Origin of the sequence: Streptomyces sp. NPDC051310, assembly GCF_044455245.1 — a bacterium.
Classification (GTDB): Bacteria; Actinomycetota; Actinomycetes; order Streptomycetales; family Streptomycetaceae; genus Streptomyces.
This window is the reverse complement of record NZ_JBITEO010000009.1, coordinates 245,598-262,150: the sequence shown is the minus strand read 5'-3', so window position 1 is coordinate 262,150 and position 16,553 is coordinate 245,598. Positions and strand designations below refer to the sequence as shown.

Sequence of the window (16,553 nt, the reverse complement as noted above, 5' to 3'; positions counted from 1 at the left end):
CCATGTCCCGTACGCCCCTGATGCGCGCGCTGCGCGACATCGCCGCCCACCGCGCCGCCGCCGACCGGCTCGGTATGCCCGTCGCCGCCGTCCGCGGCTCCACCCGCCGCGAACTCCTGCAGCGCGCCGCGGCCCTCGGCCTCGCCGCCGGTGTCGGCACAGCCGTGGCCGCCGCCCCGGCCCCGGCGCGCGCGGCGACCGCGAGCGCACCCCGCATCGCCGTCGTCGGCGCCGGCATCGCCGGCCTCACCGCCGCCCTCACCCTCCGCGACGCCGGACTGAACTGCACGCTGTACGAGGCCGATCCGTCCCGCGTGGGCGGCCGCATGTGGACGCAGCGCGGCCACTGGGCGTACGGCCAGACCTCCGAGATCGGCGGCGAACTCATCGACACCAGCCACAAGAAGATCCTCGGACTGTGCCGCCGCTTCGGCCTCGCCGTCGAGGACTTCCTCGGCGGCGGGCCCGCCGGAGCCGAGGAGGTGCTGTGGTTCAACGGCGCCTACTACCCGCGCCACCAGGCCGACGAGGACTTCAAGGCCGTCTACCAGCAGCTCCACCGGGACCTGCAGGAGGCCGGGGAGGTGACGTGGGACCGGACCACCCCGCACGGCACCGCCCTCGACACCATGTCGATATACGAATGGATCGACAGCCGCGTGCCCGGCGGCCACTCCTCGCCCCTCGGCCGGTTCATCGACGTCGCCTACAGCGTCGAGTACGGCGCCGACACCACCGAGCAGTCGTCCCTCGCCCTCGTGCTGCTGATGGGCTATCAGACCAATCCGGGGAACTTCAACGTCTGGGGCCTGTCCAACGAGCGCTACCACATCGCCGGCGGCAACGACCGGCTCCCGCGCGCCATCGCCGCCTCATTGCCCTCCGGCACCCTGCGCATGGGGTGGTCCCTGACCGCCGTACGCGCCGAAGCCGGCGGCACGCAGACCCTCACCTTCACCGAGGGCGGCACCACGCGTACGGTCACCGCCGACCACACGATCCTGTGCGTCCCGCTGCCGGTCCTCAAGCGGCTGGACCTGACCCGGGCCGGCTTCGACCCGCTCATGCGCGACCTGCTGCGCGACGCGCGCATGGGCCACTGCACCAAGCTCAACATGCAGTTCGGCACCCGCCCCTGGCGCGGCACCGGCCCCTGGCCGGGCGTCTCCGCCGGGGACTGCTTCACCGACACCGACGTCCAGCAGACCTGGGACACCACCAAGATCCAGCCCGGCACGGGCGGCATCCTCATCCAGTACGCCGGCGGCACCCCGGCCCGGGAACTGAGCCCCGCCGGGCCGTTCTCCACCGAGTCCGACCCGTACGTCCGCGACCTCGTCGCCCGCCGCCTGCGCGGCATCGACGCCTTCTTCCCCGGCACCTCCCGGGCGTGGACCGGCCGCGCCCAGCTCTCCGCCTGGCACCACAACCCGTACGCGCTCGGCGCCTACTCGTACTGGCCCGTCGGCTACCTGCACCGGTACGCCGGGTACGAGGGCACCGCGCAGGGCAATGTGCACATCGGCGGCGAGCACTGCAGCTACGACTTCCAGGGCTTCATGGAGGGCGGCGCGACCGAGGGCGAGCGCGCCGCCCGGGAGGTGATCGACGCGGTGGCGTGACCGGCCCGGGCGCCCTCAGCCCCCGTACGCCCCCGAGGCCGTCAGCCGCAGGGCCGTGTCGATCAGCGGCACGTGGCTGAACGCCTGCGGGAAGTTCCCGACCTGGCGCTGCAGGCGCGGATCCCACTCCTCCGCCAGCAGCCCCAGGTCGTTCCGCAGCCCCAGCAGCTTCTCGAACAGCTTGCGCGCCTCGTCGACCCGCCCGATCATCGCCAGGTCGTCGGCCATCCAGAACGAGCACGCCAGGAACGCGCCCTCGTCGCCCGGCAGCCCGTCCACGCCCTCCTCGGAGCCCTCGGTCGGGTAGCGCAGGATGAAGCCGTCCTCCGTGGACAGCTCCCGCTGGATCGCCTCGATCGTGCCGATGACGCGCTTGTCGTCCGGCGGCAGGAAGCCCACCTGCGGGATCAGCAGCAGCGAGGCGTCCAGCTCCTTCGAGCCGTACGACTGCGTGAAGGTGTTGCGCTCCGAGTCGTAGCCCTTCTCGCACACGTCCCGGTGGATCTCGTCGCGCAGGTCGCGCCACTGCTCCAGGGGGCCGTCCGCGTCCCCCGACTCGATCAGCTTGATCGTCCGGTCGACGGCGACCCAGGCCATCACCTTCGAGTGCACGAAGTGGCGGCGCGGACCGCGGACCTCCCAGATGCCCTCGTCGGGCTGGTTCCAGTGCCCCTCGAGGTACTTGATCAGCTTCAGCTGCAGCAGCGAGGCGTAGTCGTTGCGCGCCAGGCCCGTCATGTGGGCCAGGTGCAGCGCCTCGGTGACCTCGCCGTAGACATCGAGCTGGAGCTGCGCCGCGGCACCGTTGCCGACCCGGACCGGGGCGGAGTTCTCGTAGCCCGGCAGCCAGTCCAGCTCGGCCTCGCCCAGCTCGCGCTCGCCCGCGATGCCGTACATGATCTGGAGGTTCTCCGGGTCGCCGGCGACCGCGCGCAGCAGCCACTCGCGCCAGGCGCGGGCCTCGTCGCGGTAGCCGGTGCGCAGCAGCGAGGAGAGGGTGATCGCGGCGTCGCGCAGCCAGGTGTAGCGGTAGTCCCAGTTGCGGACGCCGCCGATGTCCTCGGGCAGCGAGGTGGTCGGCGCGGCGACGATGCCGCCCGTGGGGGCGTACGTCAGCGCCTTCAGCGTGATCAGCGAGCGGACGACGGCCTCGCGGTACGGCCCGCGGTAGGTGCAGTGGTCGACCCACTCGCGCCAGAAGTCGGCCGTCGCCTTCAGCGCGGCCTGCGGGTCCGGCAGCGGCGGCTGCTGGTGGTGCGAGGGCTGCCAGCTGATGGTGAAGGCGACCTTCTCGCCGGCCGAGACGGTGAAGTCGGAGTACGTGGTCAGGTGCTCGCCGTGCGTCTCGGCGTCCGTGTCGAGCCAGACCGAGTCGGGGCCCGCGACGGCGACCGTGCGCCCGTCGACCTTGTGGACCCAGGGCACGACCCGCCCGTAGCTGAACCGCATCCGCAGCGCGGACCGCATCCGCACCCGGCCGCTGACGCCTTCCACGATCCGCACCAGCTGCGGGGCACCGTCACGCGGCGGCATGAAGTCGGTGACGCGCACGGTGCCACGGCCCGGGGTGTCCCACTCCGATTCCAGGATGAGCGAGTCGCCGACGTAACGCCGCCGGTCGGCGACGGCCGGTTCGGCGTCGTCGGCGTGCGCCGGTCCGATCCGCCAGAAACCGTGCTCCTCGGTCCCGAGGAGTCCTGCGAAGACGGCGTGCGAATCGAAGCGGGGCAGGCACAGCCAGTCGGCCGTGCCGTCCCGGCAGACCAGCGCGGCGGTCTGCATGTCTCCGATGAGTGCGTAGTCTTCGATGCGCCCGGCCACGTGCATCTCCAGTCGAACGGCCACGTTCGCCCCGCGGGGCGCTTACGGTCTGGGGGTGAGGGAGAGTGTCAGAGCAGAATACGACGCTGCCAGGTCCACCGGGTGATCGTCCAGTGGGAGGCCCCTCGGCCGGCTGAGCCGAACGGGTGAGCCCGTAGCAGGCTGTACGAATCCGCGTGCGGCGCGTGGTCGGAAGCGGGCTCTCCGCGGCGCTGATACCCTGGTAGCCCGTGGACCGGTGGGCGCCGCACAACGAATCGGCGGCCCCCGAACCGCAGCGACGGCACCCCCGGAACTCCCCGGAGAATTTCGGACCGGACGCCGGTACGCACCTCCAGACCGCGACCACGGGAGCCCCCTCTTGGCCATGCCGCCCAAATCCACGACGACCAAGCACATCTTCGTCACCGGGGGTGTCGCGTCCTCCCTCGGCAAGGGGCTGACCGCCTCCAGCCTGGGTGCGCTCCTCAAGGCGCGGGGTCTGCGGGTCACCATGCAGAAGCTCGACCCGTACCTCAACGTCGACCCCGGCACGATGAACCCCTTCCAGCACGGTGAGGTGTTCGTCACCAACGACGGCGCCGAGACCGACCTGGACATCGGCCACTACGAGCGGTTCCTCGACGTCGACCTCGACGGCTCGGCCAACGTCACCACCGGCCAGGTCTACTCCACGGTCATCGCCAAGGAGCGGCGCGGCGAGTACCTCGGCGACACCGTCCAGGTCATCCCGCACATCACCAACGAGATCAAGCACCGCATCCGCCGCATGGCGACGGACGACGTCGACGTCGTGATCACGGAGGTCGGCGGCACCGTCGGCGACATCGAGTCGCTGCCGTTCCTGGAGACCGTCCGCCAGGTCCGCCACGAGGTGGGCCGGGACAACGTCTTCGTCGTGCACATCTCGCTGCTGCCCTACATCGGCCCCTCCGGCGAGCTGAAGACCAAGCCGACCCAGCACAGCGTCGCGGCGCTGCGGAACATCGGCATCCAGCCCGACGCGATCGTGCTGCGCGCCGACCGCGACGTGCCGACCGCGATCAAGCGCAAGATCTCGCTGATGTGCGACGTCGACGAGGCGGCCGTGGTCGCGGCCATCGACGCCAAGTCGATCTACGACATCCCGAAGGTGCTGCACACCGAGGGCCTGGACGCCTACGTCGTGCGCAAGCTCGACCTGCCGTTCCGCGACGTCGACTGGACGACGTGGGACGACCTGCTGGACCGTGTCCACAACCCCGACCACGAGGTCACCGTCGCGCTCGTCGGCAAGTACATCGACCTGCCCGACGCCTACCTCTCGGTCACCGAGGCCATGCGCGCCGGCGGCTTCGCCAACAAGGCGCGCGTCAAGGTCAAGTGGGTCACCTCCGACGACTGCAAGACGCAGGCGGGCGCGGCCAGGCAGCTCGGCGACGTCGACGCGATCGTCATTCCCGGCGGCTTCGGCGAGCGCGGCGTGAACGGCAAGGTCGGCGCGATCCAGTACGCCCGCGAGAACAGGATCCCGCTGCTGGGTCTGTGCCTGGGCCTGCAGTGCATCGTGGTCGAGGCCGCGCGCAACCTCGCCGGCATCGCCGACGCCAACTCCACCGAGTTCGACCCGGCCACCTCCCACCCCGTCATCTCGACGATGGAGGAGCAGCTGGCGTACGTCGAGGGCGCGGGCGACCTGGGCGGCACCATGCGCCTGGGCATGTACCCGGCCAAACTCGCCGAGGGCTCCATCGTCCGCGAGGTCTACGGCGACCAGCCGTACGTCGAGGAGCGCCACCGCCACCGCTACGAGGTGAACAACGCCTACCGCGCGGAGCTGGAGAAGAAGGCCGGCATCCTCTTCTCCGGCACGTCCCCGGACAACAAGCTCGTCGAGTACGTCGAGTATCCGCGCGAGGTGCACCCCTACCTGGTGGCCACCCAGGCCCACCCGGAGCTGCGCTCCCGCCCCACCCGCCCCCACCCGCTCTTCGCGGGCCTGGTGAAGGCGGCCGTCGAGCGGCAGCAGGCCGCGCGCACGACGGACAAGTGATGCGCTAGCGATACGGTTGACCGGGGTACGTGCCTGATCAGGGCACGTACCCCGGTTTTCTGCGAGGGAGGACGTCTTTCATGACCATCAAGGACACGCCCGAGGAGTGGCGGGTCACCGCGACCGACGTGCCGTTCAAGGGCAACAAGACCAGTGTCCGCACCGACGACGTGGTCATGCCGGACGGGACCGTCGTACGACGCGACTACCAGGTCCACCCCGGCTCGGTCGCGGTCCTCGCCCTCGACGACGACAACCAGGTCCTCGTGCTGCGCCAGTACCGCCACCCCGTGCGGCACAAGCTGTGGGAGATCCCGGCCGGCCTGCTCGACGTGCCCGGCGAGAACCCGCTGAACGCGGCGGTGCGCGAGCTGTACGAGGAGGCGCACGTCAAGGCCGAGCGGTGGCACGTCCTCTCCGACGTCTACACCACGCCCGGCGGCTGCGACGAAGCCGTGCGGATCTTCCTGGCGCGCGGCCTGTCCACGGCGGAGGGCGAGCGCTTCGAGGTCGCCGAGGAGGAGGCCGACATGGAGGTCGCCCGCGTACCGCTCGACGAGCTGGCGCGGGGCGTGCTGGCGGGCGAGCTGCACAACAACTGCCTGGTCGTCGGCGTCCTGTCGGTGCTGGCCGCGCAGGCGGGCGACGGCCTGGACGCCCTCCGCCCCGCCGACGCCCCCTGGCCCGCCCGGCCGTTCTCCTAAAAACCGACGATCCGGTGATCCGAACGGGCGACCTGTCCGCCGTGCTCCGCAAGGGTGGACCACCCGGCTGAACTACGCTCGGATCACCCGCCCGAAGATCCGGCGGGACAGCACGTGGCGCAGGTGGACGGGAGCGTGACCCGTGGCGGAGCAGGCGGTGGACTTCGACGAAGGCGCTGAGGCGGGGCGCGGCCGGTTCTTCGGCCGCCAGCGCGAGTTGAAGGCGCTGCGTGCCGACATCGAGGACGCCGGACTCGACACCATCGCCGGACGCAAGTCGGCGCGCCCCCGGGTCCTGCTGATCGCCGGACGGCCGGGCAGCGGCCGCAGCGCCCTCGCCGCCGAGCTGGTGCGCGGGCTCGTCGCGGAAGGGCGGTACGAGGACGGGGTGCTGCGGGCCCGGCTGACCGAGCCCGGGGGCGAGCCCGTCCCCACCGAGCGCACCGCACGGGAACTGCTCGCCGACCTCGGGATCACCGCGCCCGCGGGGGCGGACGGGGACGATCTGGCGCAGCGGCTGCGCGGCATCCTCGCGGGCCGCCGCATGGTGCTCCTCCTGGACGACGCCACCGACGCCGGGCAGGTCGAACCGCTGCTGCCGGACCACGCGGACTGCCTGGTGGTGGCCGTCGCCGCGGGGCCGCTCACCGGCATCCCCGGCGTGCGGCCCTGCACCCTCGGCGGGCTGGACGCCAAGTCGGCGATCGAGCTCCTGGACTCCTTCACCGGCTCGGTGCGCATCACCGTCGATCCGCAGGCCGCCGAGACGCTCACCGAGCTGTGCGGCGGTCAGCCCGCCGCGCTCGTCCTCGCCGGCGGCTGGCTCGCCGCCCGCCCCATGTCCTCCGTGGCCGACCTCACCAAGCGGCTGCGCGCGCTGCCCGACGACCCGGACCGTCCGGACGCCGGCCGCCCGCTCGCCCGCGCCTTCCGCCTCGCGTACGAGGCCCTGCCGCCGTCCGCCGCGCGGATGCTGCGGCTGCTCGCCCTCGCGCCGCTCGGCCTCGCCGACGCGCACACCGCATCGGCGCTGGCCGGCTGCTCGGTGTCCGCCGCCCGCTCCATGCTGGAGGGCTTCGTCGCCTTCGGGCTGCTCCGGGACGGCGAGCGCAGTGGCCAGTACGAGGTGCCCGGCTGTCTGGTACCGCTGCTGCGGGAGCTGCTGGAGAGCGAGGACCGGCCCGCCGAGGTGCAGCTCGCCCGGGCGCGGATGCTGGAGCGGGCCGTACGCCTGCTCCAGTCGTGCCGGGCCGTCACCGAGCCGGAAGGTTCGGCCGCGCGCCGCAGGCTCGCCGGGCTGCCGCGGGCCCTGCGCTTCCCCAGCGTCGGCACCGCCAGCCAGTGGCTGCGCACCCGGCAGCCCGCCCTGCTGGCCTCGGCCCGCCTCGCCGTCGCCGACGGGGAGCTGGACACCCTGGCCCGGCGCCTGATCGCCGCGCTGGTGCGGGCGCTGACCGCGCACCGCGGCGCCGAGGAGGCCGCGCCCGAGCTGTACGGGCTGCACCGGCTCGTGCTGGACGTCGCCGAGCGGCGCGGCCTGCACCGGGAGCGTGCCGCCGCCCTGCTGAACCTGGCCGACCTGGATGCCACGACGGGCCGCACGGAGGACGCTCTGCTGCGATATCGGTCGGCATTGGACGCTGGACGCGACGCAAATGATCCGTACGCCATCGGTCGCGCGATGGAATCCGTAGGTGGCGCCTATCAGGAGCTGGGGGACTGGCAGCGCGCCGCCGACTGGTACGGACGCGCGCTCTCGCAGCGGCTGGCGCGTGACGAGCGCCCCGACCAGGCGCGGCTCTACGGCAGGCTCGGCGCGGTGCAGACCTACGCAGGGCGGTACGGCGAGGCGCTGCGCAGCTGGCGGGCGGCCGCGGCCGGGCACCGCCGCCTCGGTGATGTGCCGGGCCACGCGCGGGCGTTGAGCGAGGCGGCCCGGGTGCAGGAGTACGCGGGGCGGCCGCACGAGGCGCTGCGCACCTGCGAGGAGGCCATCGAACTGGCGCGGCAGGCGAAGGACATGCGGCTGCTCGCGGCGCTGCAGCTGCGGCTGGCGGACACGCTCGACCGGCTCGGCGATCCGGCCGCGGCCCGGCTGCACCGGGTGGCCGCGGAACGTCTTCTGGGATCCGAAGGATCTACCTACGAAATCCGCAGTGCTTCCGCCAAAGATTAGGTCTTTGCAAGGCTAGACAACGGGAAGTCCTTCAATAGACTGGGTGAGCCGCGATTGACCGCGGTCTATCCCGATGCGTCCGCTGCATCCGGGTATGTATTGCATTGCCCCAGTACCCCCCCGAGCCAAGGACCGTGATCGACGTGAAGGTCGGCATCCCCCGCGAGGTCAAGAACAACGAGTTCCGGGTGGCCATCACCCCGGCCGGCGTGCACGAGCTCGTCCGCAACGGCCACCAGGTCTTCATCGAGCAGAACGCCGGTGTCGGCTCCTCGATCACGGACGACGAGTACGTGGCTGCCGGTGCGCAGATCCTGCCCACCGCCGACGAGGTCTGGGCCATCGCCGACCTGCTGCTCAAGGTCAAGGAGCCCATCGCCGAGGAGTACCACCGCCTCCGCAAGGACCAGACGCTCTTCACCTACCTGCACCTCGCCGCCTCTCGCGAGTGCACGGACGCCCTCCTGGAGTCCGGCACCACCGCCATCGCGTACGAGACGGTCGAGACCGCCAACCGCGCGCTGCCGCTGCTCGCCCCGATGTCCGAGGTCGCGGGCCGGCTGGCCCCGCAGGTCGGCGCCTACCACCTGATGCGCGCGGCCGGCGGCCGTGGTGTGCTCCCGGGCGGCGTCCCCGGCGTGATCCCGGCCAAGGCCGTCGTCATCGGCGGTGGCGTCTCCGGCTGGAACGCCGCGCAGATCGCCGTCGGCATGGGCTTCGACGTGACGCTGCTCGACCGCGACATCAACAAGCTGCGCGAGGCCGACAAGATCTTCGGTACGAAGGTCAAGGCCGTCATGTCCAACTCCTTCGAGCTGGAGAAGGCCGTCCTCGAGGCCGACCTCGTCATCGGTGCCGTCCTGATCCCCGGCGCCAAGGCCCCGAAGCTGGTCACCAACGAGCTCGTCGCCCGGATGAAGCCCGGAAGTGTCCTTGTCGACATCGCGATCGACCAGGGCGGCTGCTTCGAGGACTCGCGTCCGACCACGCACGCCGAGCCGACCTTCCGCGTCCACGAGTCGGTCTTCTACTGCGTCGCCAACATGCCGGGCGCGGTCCCGAACACCTCGACGTACGCGCTGACCAACGCCACGCTGCCGTACATCGTGTCGCTGGCCAACAACGGCTGGGCCGAGGCGCTGCGCCGCGACGCCGCCCTCGCCCGGGGCCTCAACACCCACGACGGCAAGGTCGTCTACAAGGAGGTCGCCGAGGCCCACGGTCTCGAGTACGTGGACCCCGCCACCTTCATCGGCTGAGCCGCAGCCGAACCGCCGGCCGACCGTCAACGGTTGCCGTCAACCTCACACATCCGGCCGGACCTTGCTCGACGAGGTCCGGCCGGACGTGTGTCCGGCGTGCACCTGACCCTCGCTCAAGTCGTCTCGAACGTAACCCTTCAACCGTTTCGCACACCCGCGAAACGTGTCGATGGATGGCCGTGCGCCCTTGACAGGGCAGTGTTTCTTTGCCGACACATCGGCCCGCGTCCGGGCGATTGTGTTGCTGCGGAGCGGTGACACGCCATAGAGTCGCCAACCGTCGGCATAGTGCCACGCTGACCTATCGATAAGTTTCCTGGCCACTTCCAAGGAGGTAAGACGACTTGTGAATGAGTCGACATTTACTCCCGGGGGTGGTCAGCCAGGAACGGTCGGCGATGCCGGCTCGGTCGCTGTCCGCTCCTTCGCGGCCGGCCAGCAGCACATGACGACAGCCCACACGATGAAGATGATGGACGGCCAACACGTGAACGCCATGGCCGGCAACGAGAGTGGCCGAGAGTCCACCCACTTCGCCGCCTACGACGAGGTGCCCGAGGGGCACTTCTACGACCCCGACGCCGAGTACGAGCCCGATCCGGAGTACGCGGCCACCCTCGCCCCGGACGCTGCCCGCCAGCGCCGCGAGCGGATCGGCCCCACCGGCCGCCCCCTGCCCTACTTCCCGATCCCCGGGCCGCTGACCGACCACGGACCCGCGAAGATCATCGCGATGTGCAACCAGAAGGGCGGCGTGGGAAAGACCACGTCGACCATCAACCTGGGTGCCGCGCTCGCGGAGTACGGCCGCCGGGTGCTGCTCGTCGACTTCGACCCGCAGGGAGCCCTGTCGGTCGGCCTCGGCGTGAACCCGATGGAGCTCGACCTCACCGTCTACAACCTGCTCATGGAGCGGGGCATGTCGGCGGACGAGGTCCTGCTGAAGACCGCCGTGCCCAACATGGACCTGCTGCCCAGCAACATCGACCTGTCGGCGGCGGAAGTGCAGCTGGTGAGCGAGGTCGCGCGCGAGTCGACGCTGCAGCGCGCCCTGAAGCCGCTGCTCAACGACTACGACTACATCGTGATCGACTGCCAGCCGTCGCTCGGTCTGCTGACCGTCAACGCGCTGACGGCGGCGCACAAGGTGATAGTGCCGCTCGAGTGCGAGTTCTTCGCGCTGCGCGGTGTGGCGCTGCTGACCGAGACGATCGAGAAGGTCCAGGAGAGGCTCAACCCGGACCTGGAGCTCGACGGCATCCTCGCCACGATGTACGACTCGCGGACCGTGCACAGCCGGGAGGTGCTGGCGCGCGTGGTGGAGGCGTTCGACGACCACGTCTACCACACCGTGATCGGCCGGACCGTGCGCTTCCCGGAGACCACGGTCGCCGGTGAGCCGATCACCACGTACGCCTCGAACTCGGTCGGCGCGGCCGCCTACCGCCAGCTCGCCAGGGAGGTGCTCGCCCGGTGTCACGCCGAGTGAGTCTGCCCGGTGCCGACGAGCTGTTCCGTACGACCGGGGGCATGGCGCTGCAGGCGTCGACCCCCCGCCGCCAGGCGAGCACCGCGAACGGCGAGCCCCGCGTGCCGGCTCCCGCGGGCGAGAGCGACCCGGCCGCCGCCGCGGCGCCCGCCCCCGCCCCGGAGGAGCACGCGGCCGCCGAGGAGACCGCGGCCGAGCCGCGCGCCCGTGAGGGCGAGGCCCCCGCGAAGGCCGCTCCGGCGCGGCGCCGCGGGCGCTCGGCGAACCGCCGGCCCAGCGGGCGCGAACGCCACGACGAGAAGATCACGGTGTACGTCTCCGCCGAGGAGCTCATGGACCTGGAGCACGCCCGCCTGGTCCTGCGCGGCGAGCACGGGCTGGCCGTGGACCGCGGGCGGATCGTCCGCGAGGCCGTCGCCGTGGTCCTGGCGGACCTGGAGTCGCGGGGCGACGCGAGCATCCTCGTCCGGCGCCTGCGCGGGCGCTGACGGTAGCCTGCGCGGGGCCTCGCCGCCTCCCCCCGCCTCCGGCCGGGGACCCCCGCCGAGCTCCGCTCGCCTCGCTCCTGGACCACGATGCCCCCGACCGACGACCCCGCCCGCCGACGCCGCCCGCTGGGCCGCGGCCCCGGGACCTCGCCCGCCCGCGGGGAGCCGTCCCCCCGCACGCAACCCCCGCCACCGGCGGACGAACCCCCGGCGGCGGACGAACCCGCGACCCCCGGACCGCGGACGGCGGACGCACCTCCGGCGTCCGGACCGGAGGACGAGGCCGTCCCGCAGGCCCTCGCGCCCGAGACTCTGCCCGAGCCCGAGCCCGAGCCCCCGACCCCGCCTCTGCCAGCGCCCGAGCCCCCGCCCGGCGAGCCGGGCGCGGAGGCGGGGGAGCGCGGGGGCGACGGGCGCTTCACCGTGCGGCTGGCGAACTTCGAGGGGCCCTTCGACCTGCTGCTGCAGCTGATCGCCAAGCACAAGCTCGACGTCACCGAGGTCGCCCTGTCCAAGGTCACCGACGAGTTCATGGCGCACATCCGCGCCATGGGCCCGGACTGGGACCTTGACCAGACCACGGAGTTCCTCGTCGTCGCGGCGACGCTGCTCGACCTGAAGGCCGCCCGCCTGCTGCCCGCGGCCGAGGTGGAGGACGAGGCCGACCTGGCGCTGCTGGAGGCGCGGGACCTGCTCTTCGCGCGGCTGCTCCAGTACCGGGCGTACAAGCAGGTCGCCGACATCTTCAGCGAGCGGCTTCAGAGCGAGGGCCGGCGCTACCCGCGTACCGTCGGACTGGAGCCGCACCACGCCGAGCTGCTGCCCGACGTGGTCATCAGCATCGGTGCCGAGGGATTCGCCCGGCTCGCCGTCAAGGCCATGCAGCCCAAGGCCAGACCCCAGGTCTACGTGGACCACATCCACGCGCCCCTGGTCAGCGTCCGCGAGCAGGCCGGGATCGTGGCGGCGCTGCTGCGGGAGCGGGGCGAGGCGAGCTTCCGCGACCTCGCCGCGGACGCGCCGGACACCCTCACCGTCGTCGCGCGGTTCCTCGCGCTGCTGGAGCTGTACCGGGAGAAGGCCGTCGCGCTGGAGCAGGACGACCCGCTCGGGGAGCTCACCGTGCGGTGGACGGGCACCGGGGACGTCGCCGTGACCGACGAGTTCGACCGCGACAGCGGCCCGGAGGAGGAGTGATGGAGCTGAAGCCGGCCCTGGAGGCCGTCCTCATGGTGGTCGACGAGCCCGCGACCGAGGAACACCTCGCCAAAGTCCTGGACCGCCCGCGCCGCGAGGTCGCCGACGCGCTGCGCGAACTGGCCGACGAGTACGACGCGCAGCGGCGCGGCTTCGAGCTGCGGCTGGTCGCGGGCGGCTGGCGCTTCTACACCCGGCCCCGGTACGCGCCGGCGGTGGAGAGCTTCGTGCTGGACGGCCAGCAGGCCCGGCTCACGCAGGCCGCCCTGGAGACCCTCGCGGTCGTCGCGTACCGCCAGCCGGTCAGCCGCTCGCGCGTCTCGGCGGTGCGCGGGGTGAACTGCGACGGGGTCATGCGCACCCTCCTCCAGCGGGGTCTGGTCGAGGAGGCGGGCACGGAACCCGAAACAGGTGCGATCCTGTACAGGACGACGAACTACTTCCTGGAGCGGATGGGCCTGCGCGGCCTGGACGAGCTCCCGGAGCTCGCGCCCTTCCTCCCCGAGGCGGAGGCGATCGAGGCGGAGAGCCAGGAGGGAGTCCCGTCGTTCGATCCGGACGCTCCGGATTCCGAGGACGCAGACGACAAGACGGACATGTGATGCGAAGCAGCAGCGGCAGGAACAGCAGCGGAAACAACGGCGGGAGCCGTGGTGGCAACAGCGGCGGCCGCGGCAGCAGCGGCGGCCGCGGCAATTACCGGGGTGCCGGTAACAGCCGCGACGACCGCCAGAACCCCCAGCGCGGGAGCAACCCGCGCCGCCCCCGCCCCGAGGAGCGCAGCTACGACGTGGGCGGCCCCGGCGAGGGCGCTCCCAAGCGCGGACGCGGCGCGGCGGCCCGCGGAGGCGCCAAGGGCGGCCCCCGGCAGTCCCCCCAGCGGGGCGGCGGCCGCACGACCCCGGCGCGTCCGCGAGAACTGGACGCCCGGATCGAGGAGCGCAACCGGGAGCGGTACGCGAACAAGCCGCAGATCAAGACCCCGAAGACGTTCGGCGACCAGGAGGGCGAGCGCCTCCAGAAGGTGCTGGCCAGGGCCGGCATGGGCTCGCGCCGCGCCTGCGAGGAGCTGATCGACGCCGGCCGCGTCGAGGTCAACGGCAAGATCGTGATCGAGCAGGGCACGCGCGTCGACCCGGAGAAGGACGAGATCAAGGTCGACGGCCTGACCGTCGCCACCCAGTCGTACCTCTTCTTCGCGCTGAACAAGCCCGCGGGCGTCGTCTCCACGATGGAGGACCCCGACGGCCGCCAGTGCCTCGGTGACTACGTCACCAACCGCGAGACCCGCCTCTTCCACGTCGGCCGGCTCGACACCGAGACCGAGGGCCTCATCCTGCTCACCAACCACGGTGAGCTGGCCCACCGCCTCACCCACCCGAAGTACGGCGTGCAGAAGACCTACCTGGCGGCCATCCAGGGCCCGCTGCCGCGCGAGGTCGGCAAGCGGCTCAAGGAAGGCATCCAGCTGGAGGACGGCTACGCCCGCGCCGACCACTTCCGGGTCGTGGAGCAGACCGGCAAGAACTACCTGGTCGAGGTGACCCTCCACGAGGGCCGCAAGCACATCGTGCGCCGCATGCTCGCCGAGGCGGGCTTCCCGGTCGACAAGCTCGTGCGGACCGCCTTCGGTCCGATCCAGCTGGGCGACCAGAAGTCCGGCTGGCTGCGGCGCCTGACCAACACCGAGGTCGGCATGCTGATGAAGGAAGTCGGTCTGTAACGGCCGGACCCGTACGAAGGAGCCCGCGTTCCCGCCAGGGAGCGCGGGCTCTTCCCTTGCCCGGACGGGCCGTCAGCCTTTATAGTCATAGTGACTCTTAAGGAGGCGGTGGTGCGATTCCCCCTCATCCGTGCCGCACACGGCCGGTGCACCTGGACCCACGGGGGTGGACCAGGCCCCGACGGCCGCGTGGTGGGGGTGAGGGGGGCATGAGCACCCGGCCCGGCCCCGGCGCCCGGCCCGAACCGCGTCCCGAGGGATACGACCCCTACGCCTTCGAGCCGTTCGCCGTCACCGTCGACCTCGCCGTCTTCACCATCCGCGAGGAACGGCTGCACGTGCTGCTCGTACGGCGGGGGCAGGAGCCCTACCAGGGCCACTGGGCGCTGCCCGGCGGCTTCGTGCTGCCCCGCGAGTCCGCCGGGCAGGCCGCGCGGCGCGAACTGGCCGAGGAGACCGGGCTGTCCGGCGCGGGCGTCGCCGGCCTGCACCTGGAACAGCTGCGCACCTACAGCGACCCCGACCGCGACCCGCGGATGCGGGTCGTCTCGGTCGCGTACACCGCGCTCGTACCGGACCCGCCCGAACCGCGCGGCGGCGGCGACGCGGAGCACGCGCAGTGGCTGCCGTACGGCTCGTACGGGCCCCTCGCCTTCGACCACGACACGATCCTCGCCGACGCGCACGAACGCGTCGGCGCCAAGCTGGAGTACAGCTGCCTCGCCACCGCCTTCTGCCCGCCCGAATTCACCCTCGGCGAGCTGCGCCAGGTGTACGAGACGGTGTGGGGCGTCGAGCTCGACCGCCCCAACTTCCGGCGCAAGGTTCTCGCCACGCCCGGCTTCGTCGAGGCCGTGGAGGGGCCGCCGCGCCTCACCGGCGGACGGGGGAAACCGGCCGCCCTCTACCGGGCGGGCCCGGCCACGAGCCTGCACCCGCCGCTGCTGCGACCGGAAGGACGACAGGGATGATCACGGCAAGGACCACCACCAGGCAGGCGGCGACCGGATCGCTCATCGGGCTCGCGCTCGGCGACGCGCTGGGCTTCCCCACCGAGTTCAGCGACGTACCGTCCATCCTCGCGAAGTGCGGGCCCTGGCGGGAGATGGAGCTGCCCAGGCCCGCCGTCGTCACGGACGACACCCAGATGACCCTGGCCCTGGCGCGCGGCATCCGCACCGCCATGGACCGCGGGCCGCTCGCGCCCCAGCGGCTCATCCGGCCGGTGCGCGACGAGTTCGTCGACTGGTACCACTCGCCGGAGAACAACCGCGCGCCCGGCCGCACCTGCCTGGTCGCCTGCCGGAAGCTCGACGGCGACCGGCCCTGGCAGGAGGCCAGCCAGATCGGCTCCAAGGGGTGCGGCGCCAACATGCGGGTCGCCCCTCTCGGCCTCGTCCCGCGGCTGGACGCCGAGCAGCGCGCGGGCGCCGCGCAGCTCCAGGCCGCGCTCACCCACGGCCACCCCACCGCGCTGGCCGCCTCAGACCTGACCGCCCGGGCGGTGTACGAGCTGGCGCGGGGCGGGGACCCGGCCGGCCTGGTCGAGCACCTGCTCGCGTACGCGCGGGAGAACCGCTCCCGCTACCACGCCAAGTGGCTCGGCGACCTGTGGACCTACTCCCAGGACCCCACGCCGCAGCACTTCATCGAGCGCGGCTGGGACGAGTGCATCGGCGCGCTCACCACCCTGCGGTCCGCGCTGCGCACCGCCGAGCCGGAGAGCGACCCTTGCCTGGCCACGGGCGCGGGCTGGATCGCCGAAGAGGCGCTCGCCACCGGGCTGCTGTGCTTCCTGCTCTTCCCCGCGGATCCGGTCACCGCCCTGCGCCGGGCCGCCTGCACGAGCGGCGACTCCGACTCGATCGCCTGCCTGGCCGGCGCCTTCGCGGGCGCGCACCTGGGCGCCGGGGCATGGCCCAAGGAGTGGGCGGAGCGGGTCGAGTACCGAAGTGAGCTGCTGACGCTGGGGGCGCTCTGGGATGCTTGACCGGTGACCGATCTCGTGGACCCCACCGCCGCGCCGCGCGTGCCCGGCC

General features: G+C 72.3%; 13 protein-coding genes. 12 read left to right on the top strand and 1 reads right to left on the bottom strand.

What is annotated here, in order from left to right:
- Window positions 1–2 precede the first annotated feature (2 nt).
- On the top strand, window positions 3–1,622 hold the full coding sequence (locus ACIA79_RS16070; RefSeq protein WP_399428862.1) for a flavin monoamine oxidase family protein: 1,620 nt from the start codon (window positions 3–5) through the stop codon (window positions 1,620–1,622).
- Window positions 1,623–1,637: 15 nt separating this feature from the next.
- Here the strand turns inward: ACIA79_RS16070 and ACIA79_RS16065 are convergent, their stop codons facing one another.
- On the bottom strand, window positions 1,638–3,443 hold the full coding sequence (locus ACIA79_RS16065) for a glycoside hydrolase family 15 protein (protein WP_399428896.1): 1,806 nt from the start codon (window positions 3,441–3,443) through the stop codon (window positions 1,638–1,640).
- Window positions 3,444–3,810: 367 nt separating this feature from the next.
- On the opposite strand from ACIA79_RS16065, the gene ACIA79_RS16060 reads away from it, so the two are divergent.
- The 11 genes from ACIA79_RS16060 to ACIA79_RS16010 all read left to right on the top strand — a co-directional run bounded on the left by ACIA79_RS16060 (window position 3,811) and on the right by ACIA79_RS16010 (window position 16,504).
- Window positions 3,811–5,475, top strand: coding sequence for a CTP synthase (locus ACIA79_RS16060; RefSeq protein ID WP_399428861.1), 1,665 nt, complete (start codon window positions 3,811–3,813; stop codon window positions 5,473–5,475).
- An 80-nt stretch (window positions 5,476–5,555) separates the two neighbouring features.
- Window positions 5,556–6,179, top strand: a complete 624-nt coding sequence (locus tag ACIA79_RS16055) for an NUDIX domain-containing protein (protein WP_399428860.1) — start codon at window positions 5,556–5,558, stop codon at window positions 6,177–6,179.
- A gap of 142 nt (window positions 6,180–6,321) precedes the next feature.
- Window positions 6,322–8,355: a tetratricopeptide repeat protein gene (locus ACIA79_RS16050; RefSeq protein ID WP_399428859.1), complete on the top strand. Its 2,034-nt coding sequence runs from the start codon at window positions 6,322–6,324 to the stop codon at window positions 8,353–8,355.
- A 143-nt stretch (window positions 8,356–8,498) separates the two neighbouring features.
- On the top strand, window positions 8,499–9,614 hold the full coding sequence (ald, locus tag ACIA79_RS16045; RefSeq protein WP_399428895.1) for an alanine dehydrogenase: 1,116 nt from the start codon (window positions 8,499–8,501) through the stop codon (window positions 9,612–9,614).
- A 466-nt stretch (window positions 9,615–10,080) separates the two neighbouring features.
- Window positions 10,081–11,106, top strand: coding sequence for a ParA family protein (locus ACIA79_RS16040; protein ID WP_031075687.1), 1,026 nt, complete (start codon window positions 10,081–10,083; stop codon window positions 11,104–11,106).
- Window positions 11,103–11,594, top strand: a complete 492-nt coding sequence (locus ACIA79_RS16035; RefSeq protein WP_399428894.1) for a hypothetical protein — start codon at window positions 11,103–11,105, stop codon at window positions 11,592–11,594. The genes ACIA79_RS16040 and ACIA79_RS16035 overlap by 4 nt, the downstream gene beginning before the upstream one ends.
- An 87-nt stretch (window positions 11,595–11,681) precedes the next feature.
- Window positions 11,682–12,791 carry a segregation and condensation protein A gene (locus ACIA79_RS16030; RefSeq protein WP_399428857.1) on the top strand — a complete coding sequence of 370 codons (1,110 nt, stop codon included), beginning with the start codon at window positions 11,682–11,684 and terminating at the stop codon, window positions 12,789–12,791.
- A complete protein-coding gene (gene scpB / locus ACIA79_RS16025; RefSeq protein WP_399428856.1) occupies window positions 12,791–13,393 on the top strand; it encodes an SMC-Scp complex subunit ScpB in 603 nt (200 codons plus the stop codon). Before ACIA79_RS16030 ends, scpB begins: the two co-directional genes overlap by 1 nt.
- Entirely contained in the window at window positions 13,393–14,514 is a 1,122-nt protein-coding gene (locus tag ACIA79_RS16020) for a pseudouridine synthase (protein WP_399428855.1), read from the top strand. The genes scpB and ACIA79_RS16020 overlap by 1 nt, the downstream gene beginning before the upstream one ends.
- A 209-nt stretch (window positions 14,515–14,723) precedes the next feature.
- Window positions 14,724–15,485, top strand: a complete 762-nt coding sequence (locus tag ACIA79_RS16015) for an NUDIX hydrolase (RefSeq protein WP_399428854.1) — start codon at window positions 14,724–14,726, stop codon at window positions 15,483–15,485.
- Window positions 15,482–16,504 (top strand): ADP-ribosylglycohydrolase family protein, encoded by a 1,023-nt coding sequence (locus ACIA79_RS16010; protein WP_399428853.1) that lies wholly within the window; start codon window positions 15,482–15,484, stop codon window positions 16,502–16,504. Before ACIA79_RS16015 ends, ACIA79_RS16010 begins: the two co-directional genes overlap by 4 nt.
- The last annotated feature ends 49 nt before the right edge of the window (window positions 16,505–16,553 follow it).

Bases quoted from the DNA above. Each gene is read 5' to 3' on its own strand.
- ACIA79_RS16055 (WP_399428860.1), top strand. From the start codon at position 5,556: ATGACCATCAAGGACACGCCCGAGGAGTGGCGGGTCACCGCGACCGAC.
- ACIA79_RS16040 (WP_031075687.1), top strand. From the start codon at position 10,081: ATGAAGATGATGGACGGCCAACACGTGAACGCCATGGCCGGCAACGAG.
- ACIA79_RS16010 (WP_399428853.1), top strand. From the start codon at position 15,482: ATGATCACGGCAAGGACCACCACCAGGCAGGCGGCGACCGGATCGCTC.
- ACIA79_RS16070 (WP_399428862.1), top strand. From the start codon at position 3: ATGTCCCGTACGCCCCTGATGCGCGCGCTGCGCGACATCGCCGCCCAC.
- ACIA79_RS16020 (WP_399428855.1), top strand. From the start codon at position 13,393: ATGCGAAGCAGCAGCGGCAGGAACAGCAGCGGAAACAACGGCGGGAGC.
- ACIA79_RS16060 (WP_399428861.1), top strand. From the start codon at position 3,811: ATGCCGCCCAAATCCACGACGACCAAGCACATCTTCGTCACCGGGGGT.
- ACIA79_RS16030 (WP_399428857.1), top strand. From the start codon at position 11,682: ATGCCCCCGACCGACGACCCCGCCCGCCGACGCCGCCCGCTGGGCCGC.
- ACIA79_RS16015 (WP_399428854.1), top strand. From the start codon at position 14,724: ATGAGCACCCGGCCCGGCCCCGGCGCCCGGCCCGAACCGCGTCCCGAG.
- scpB (WP_399428856.1), top strand. From the start codon at position 12,791: ATGGAGCTGAAGCCGGCCCTGGAGGCCGTCCTCATGGTGGTCGACGAG.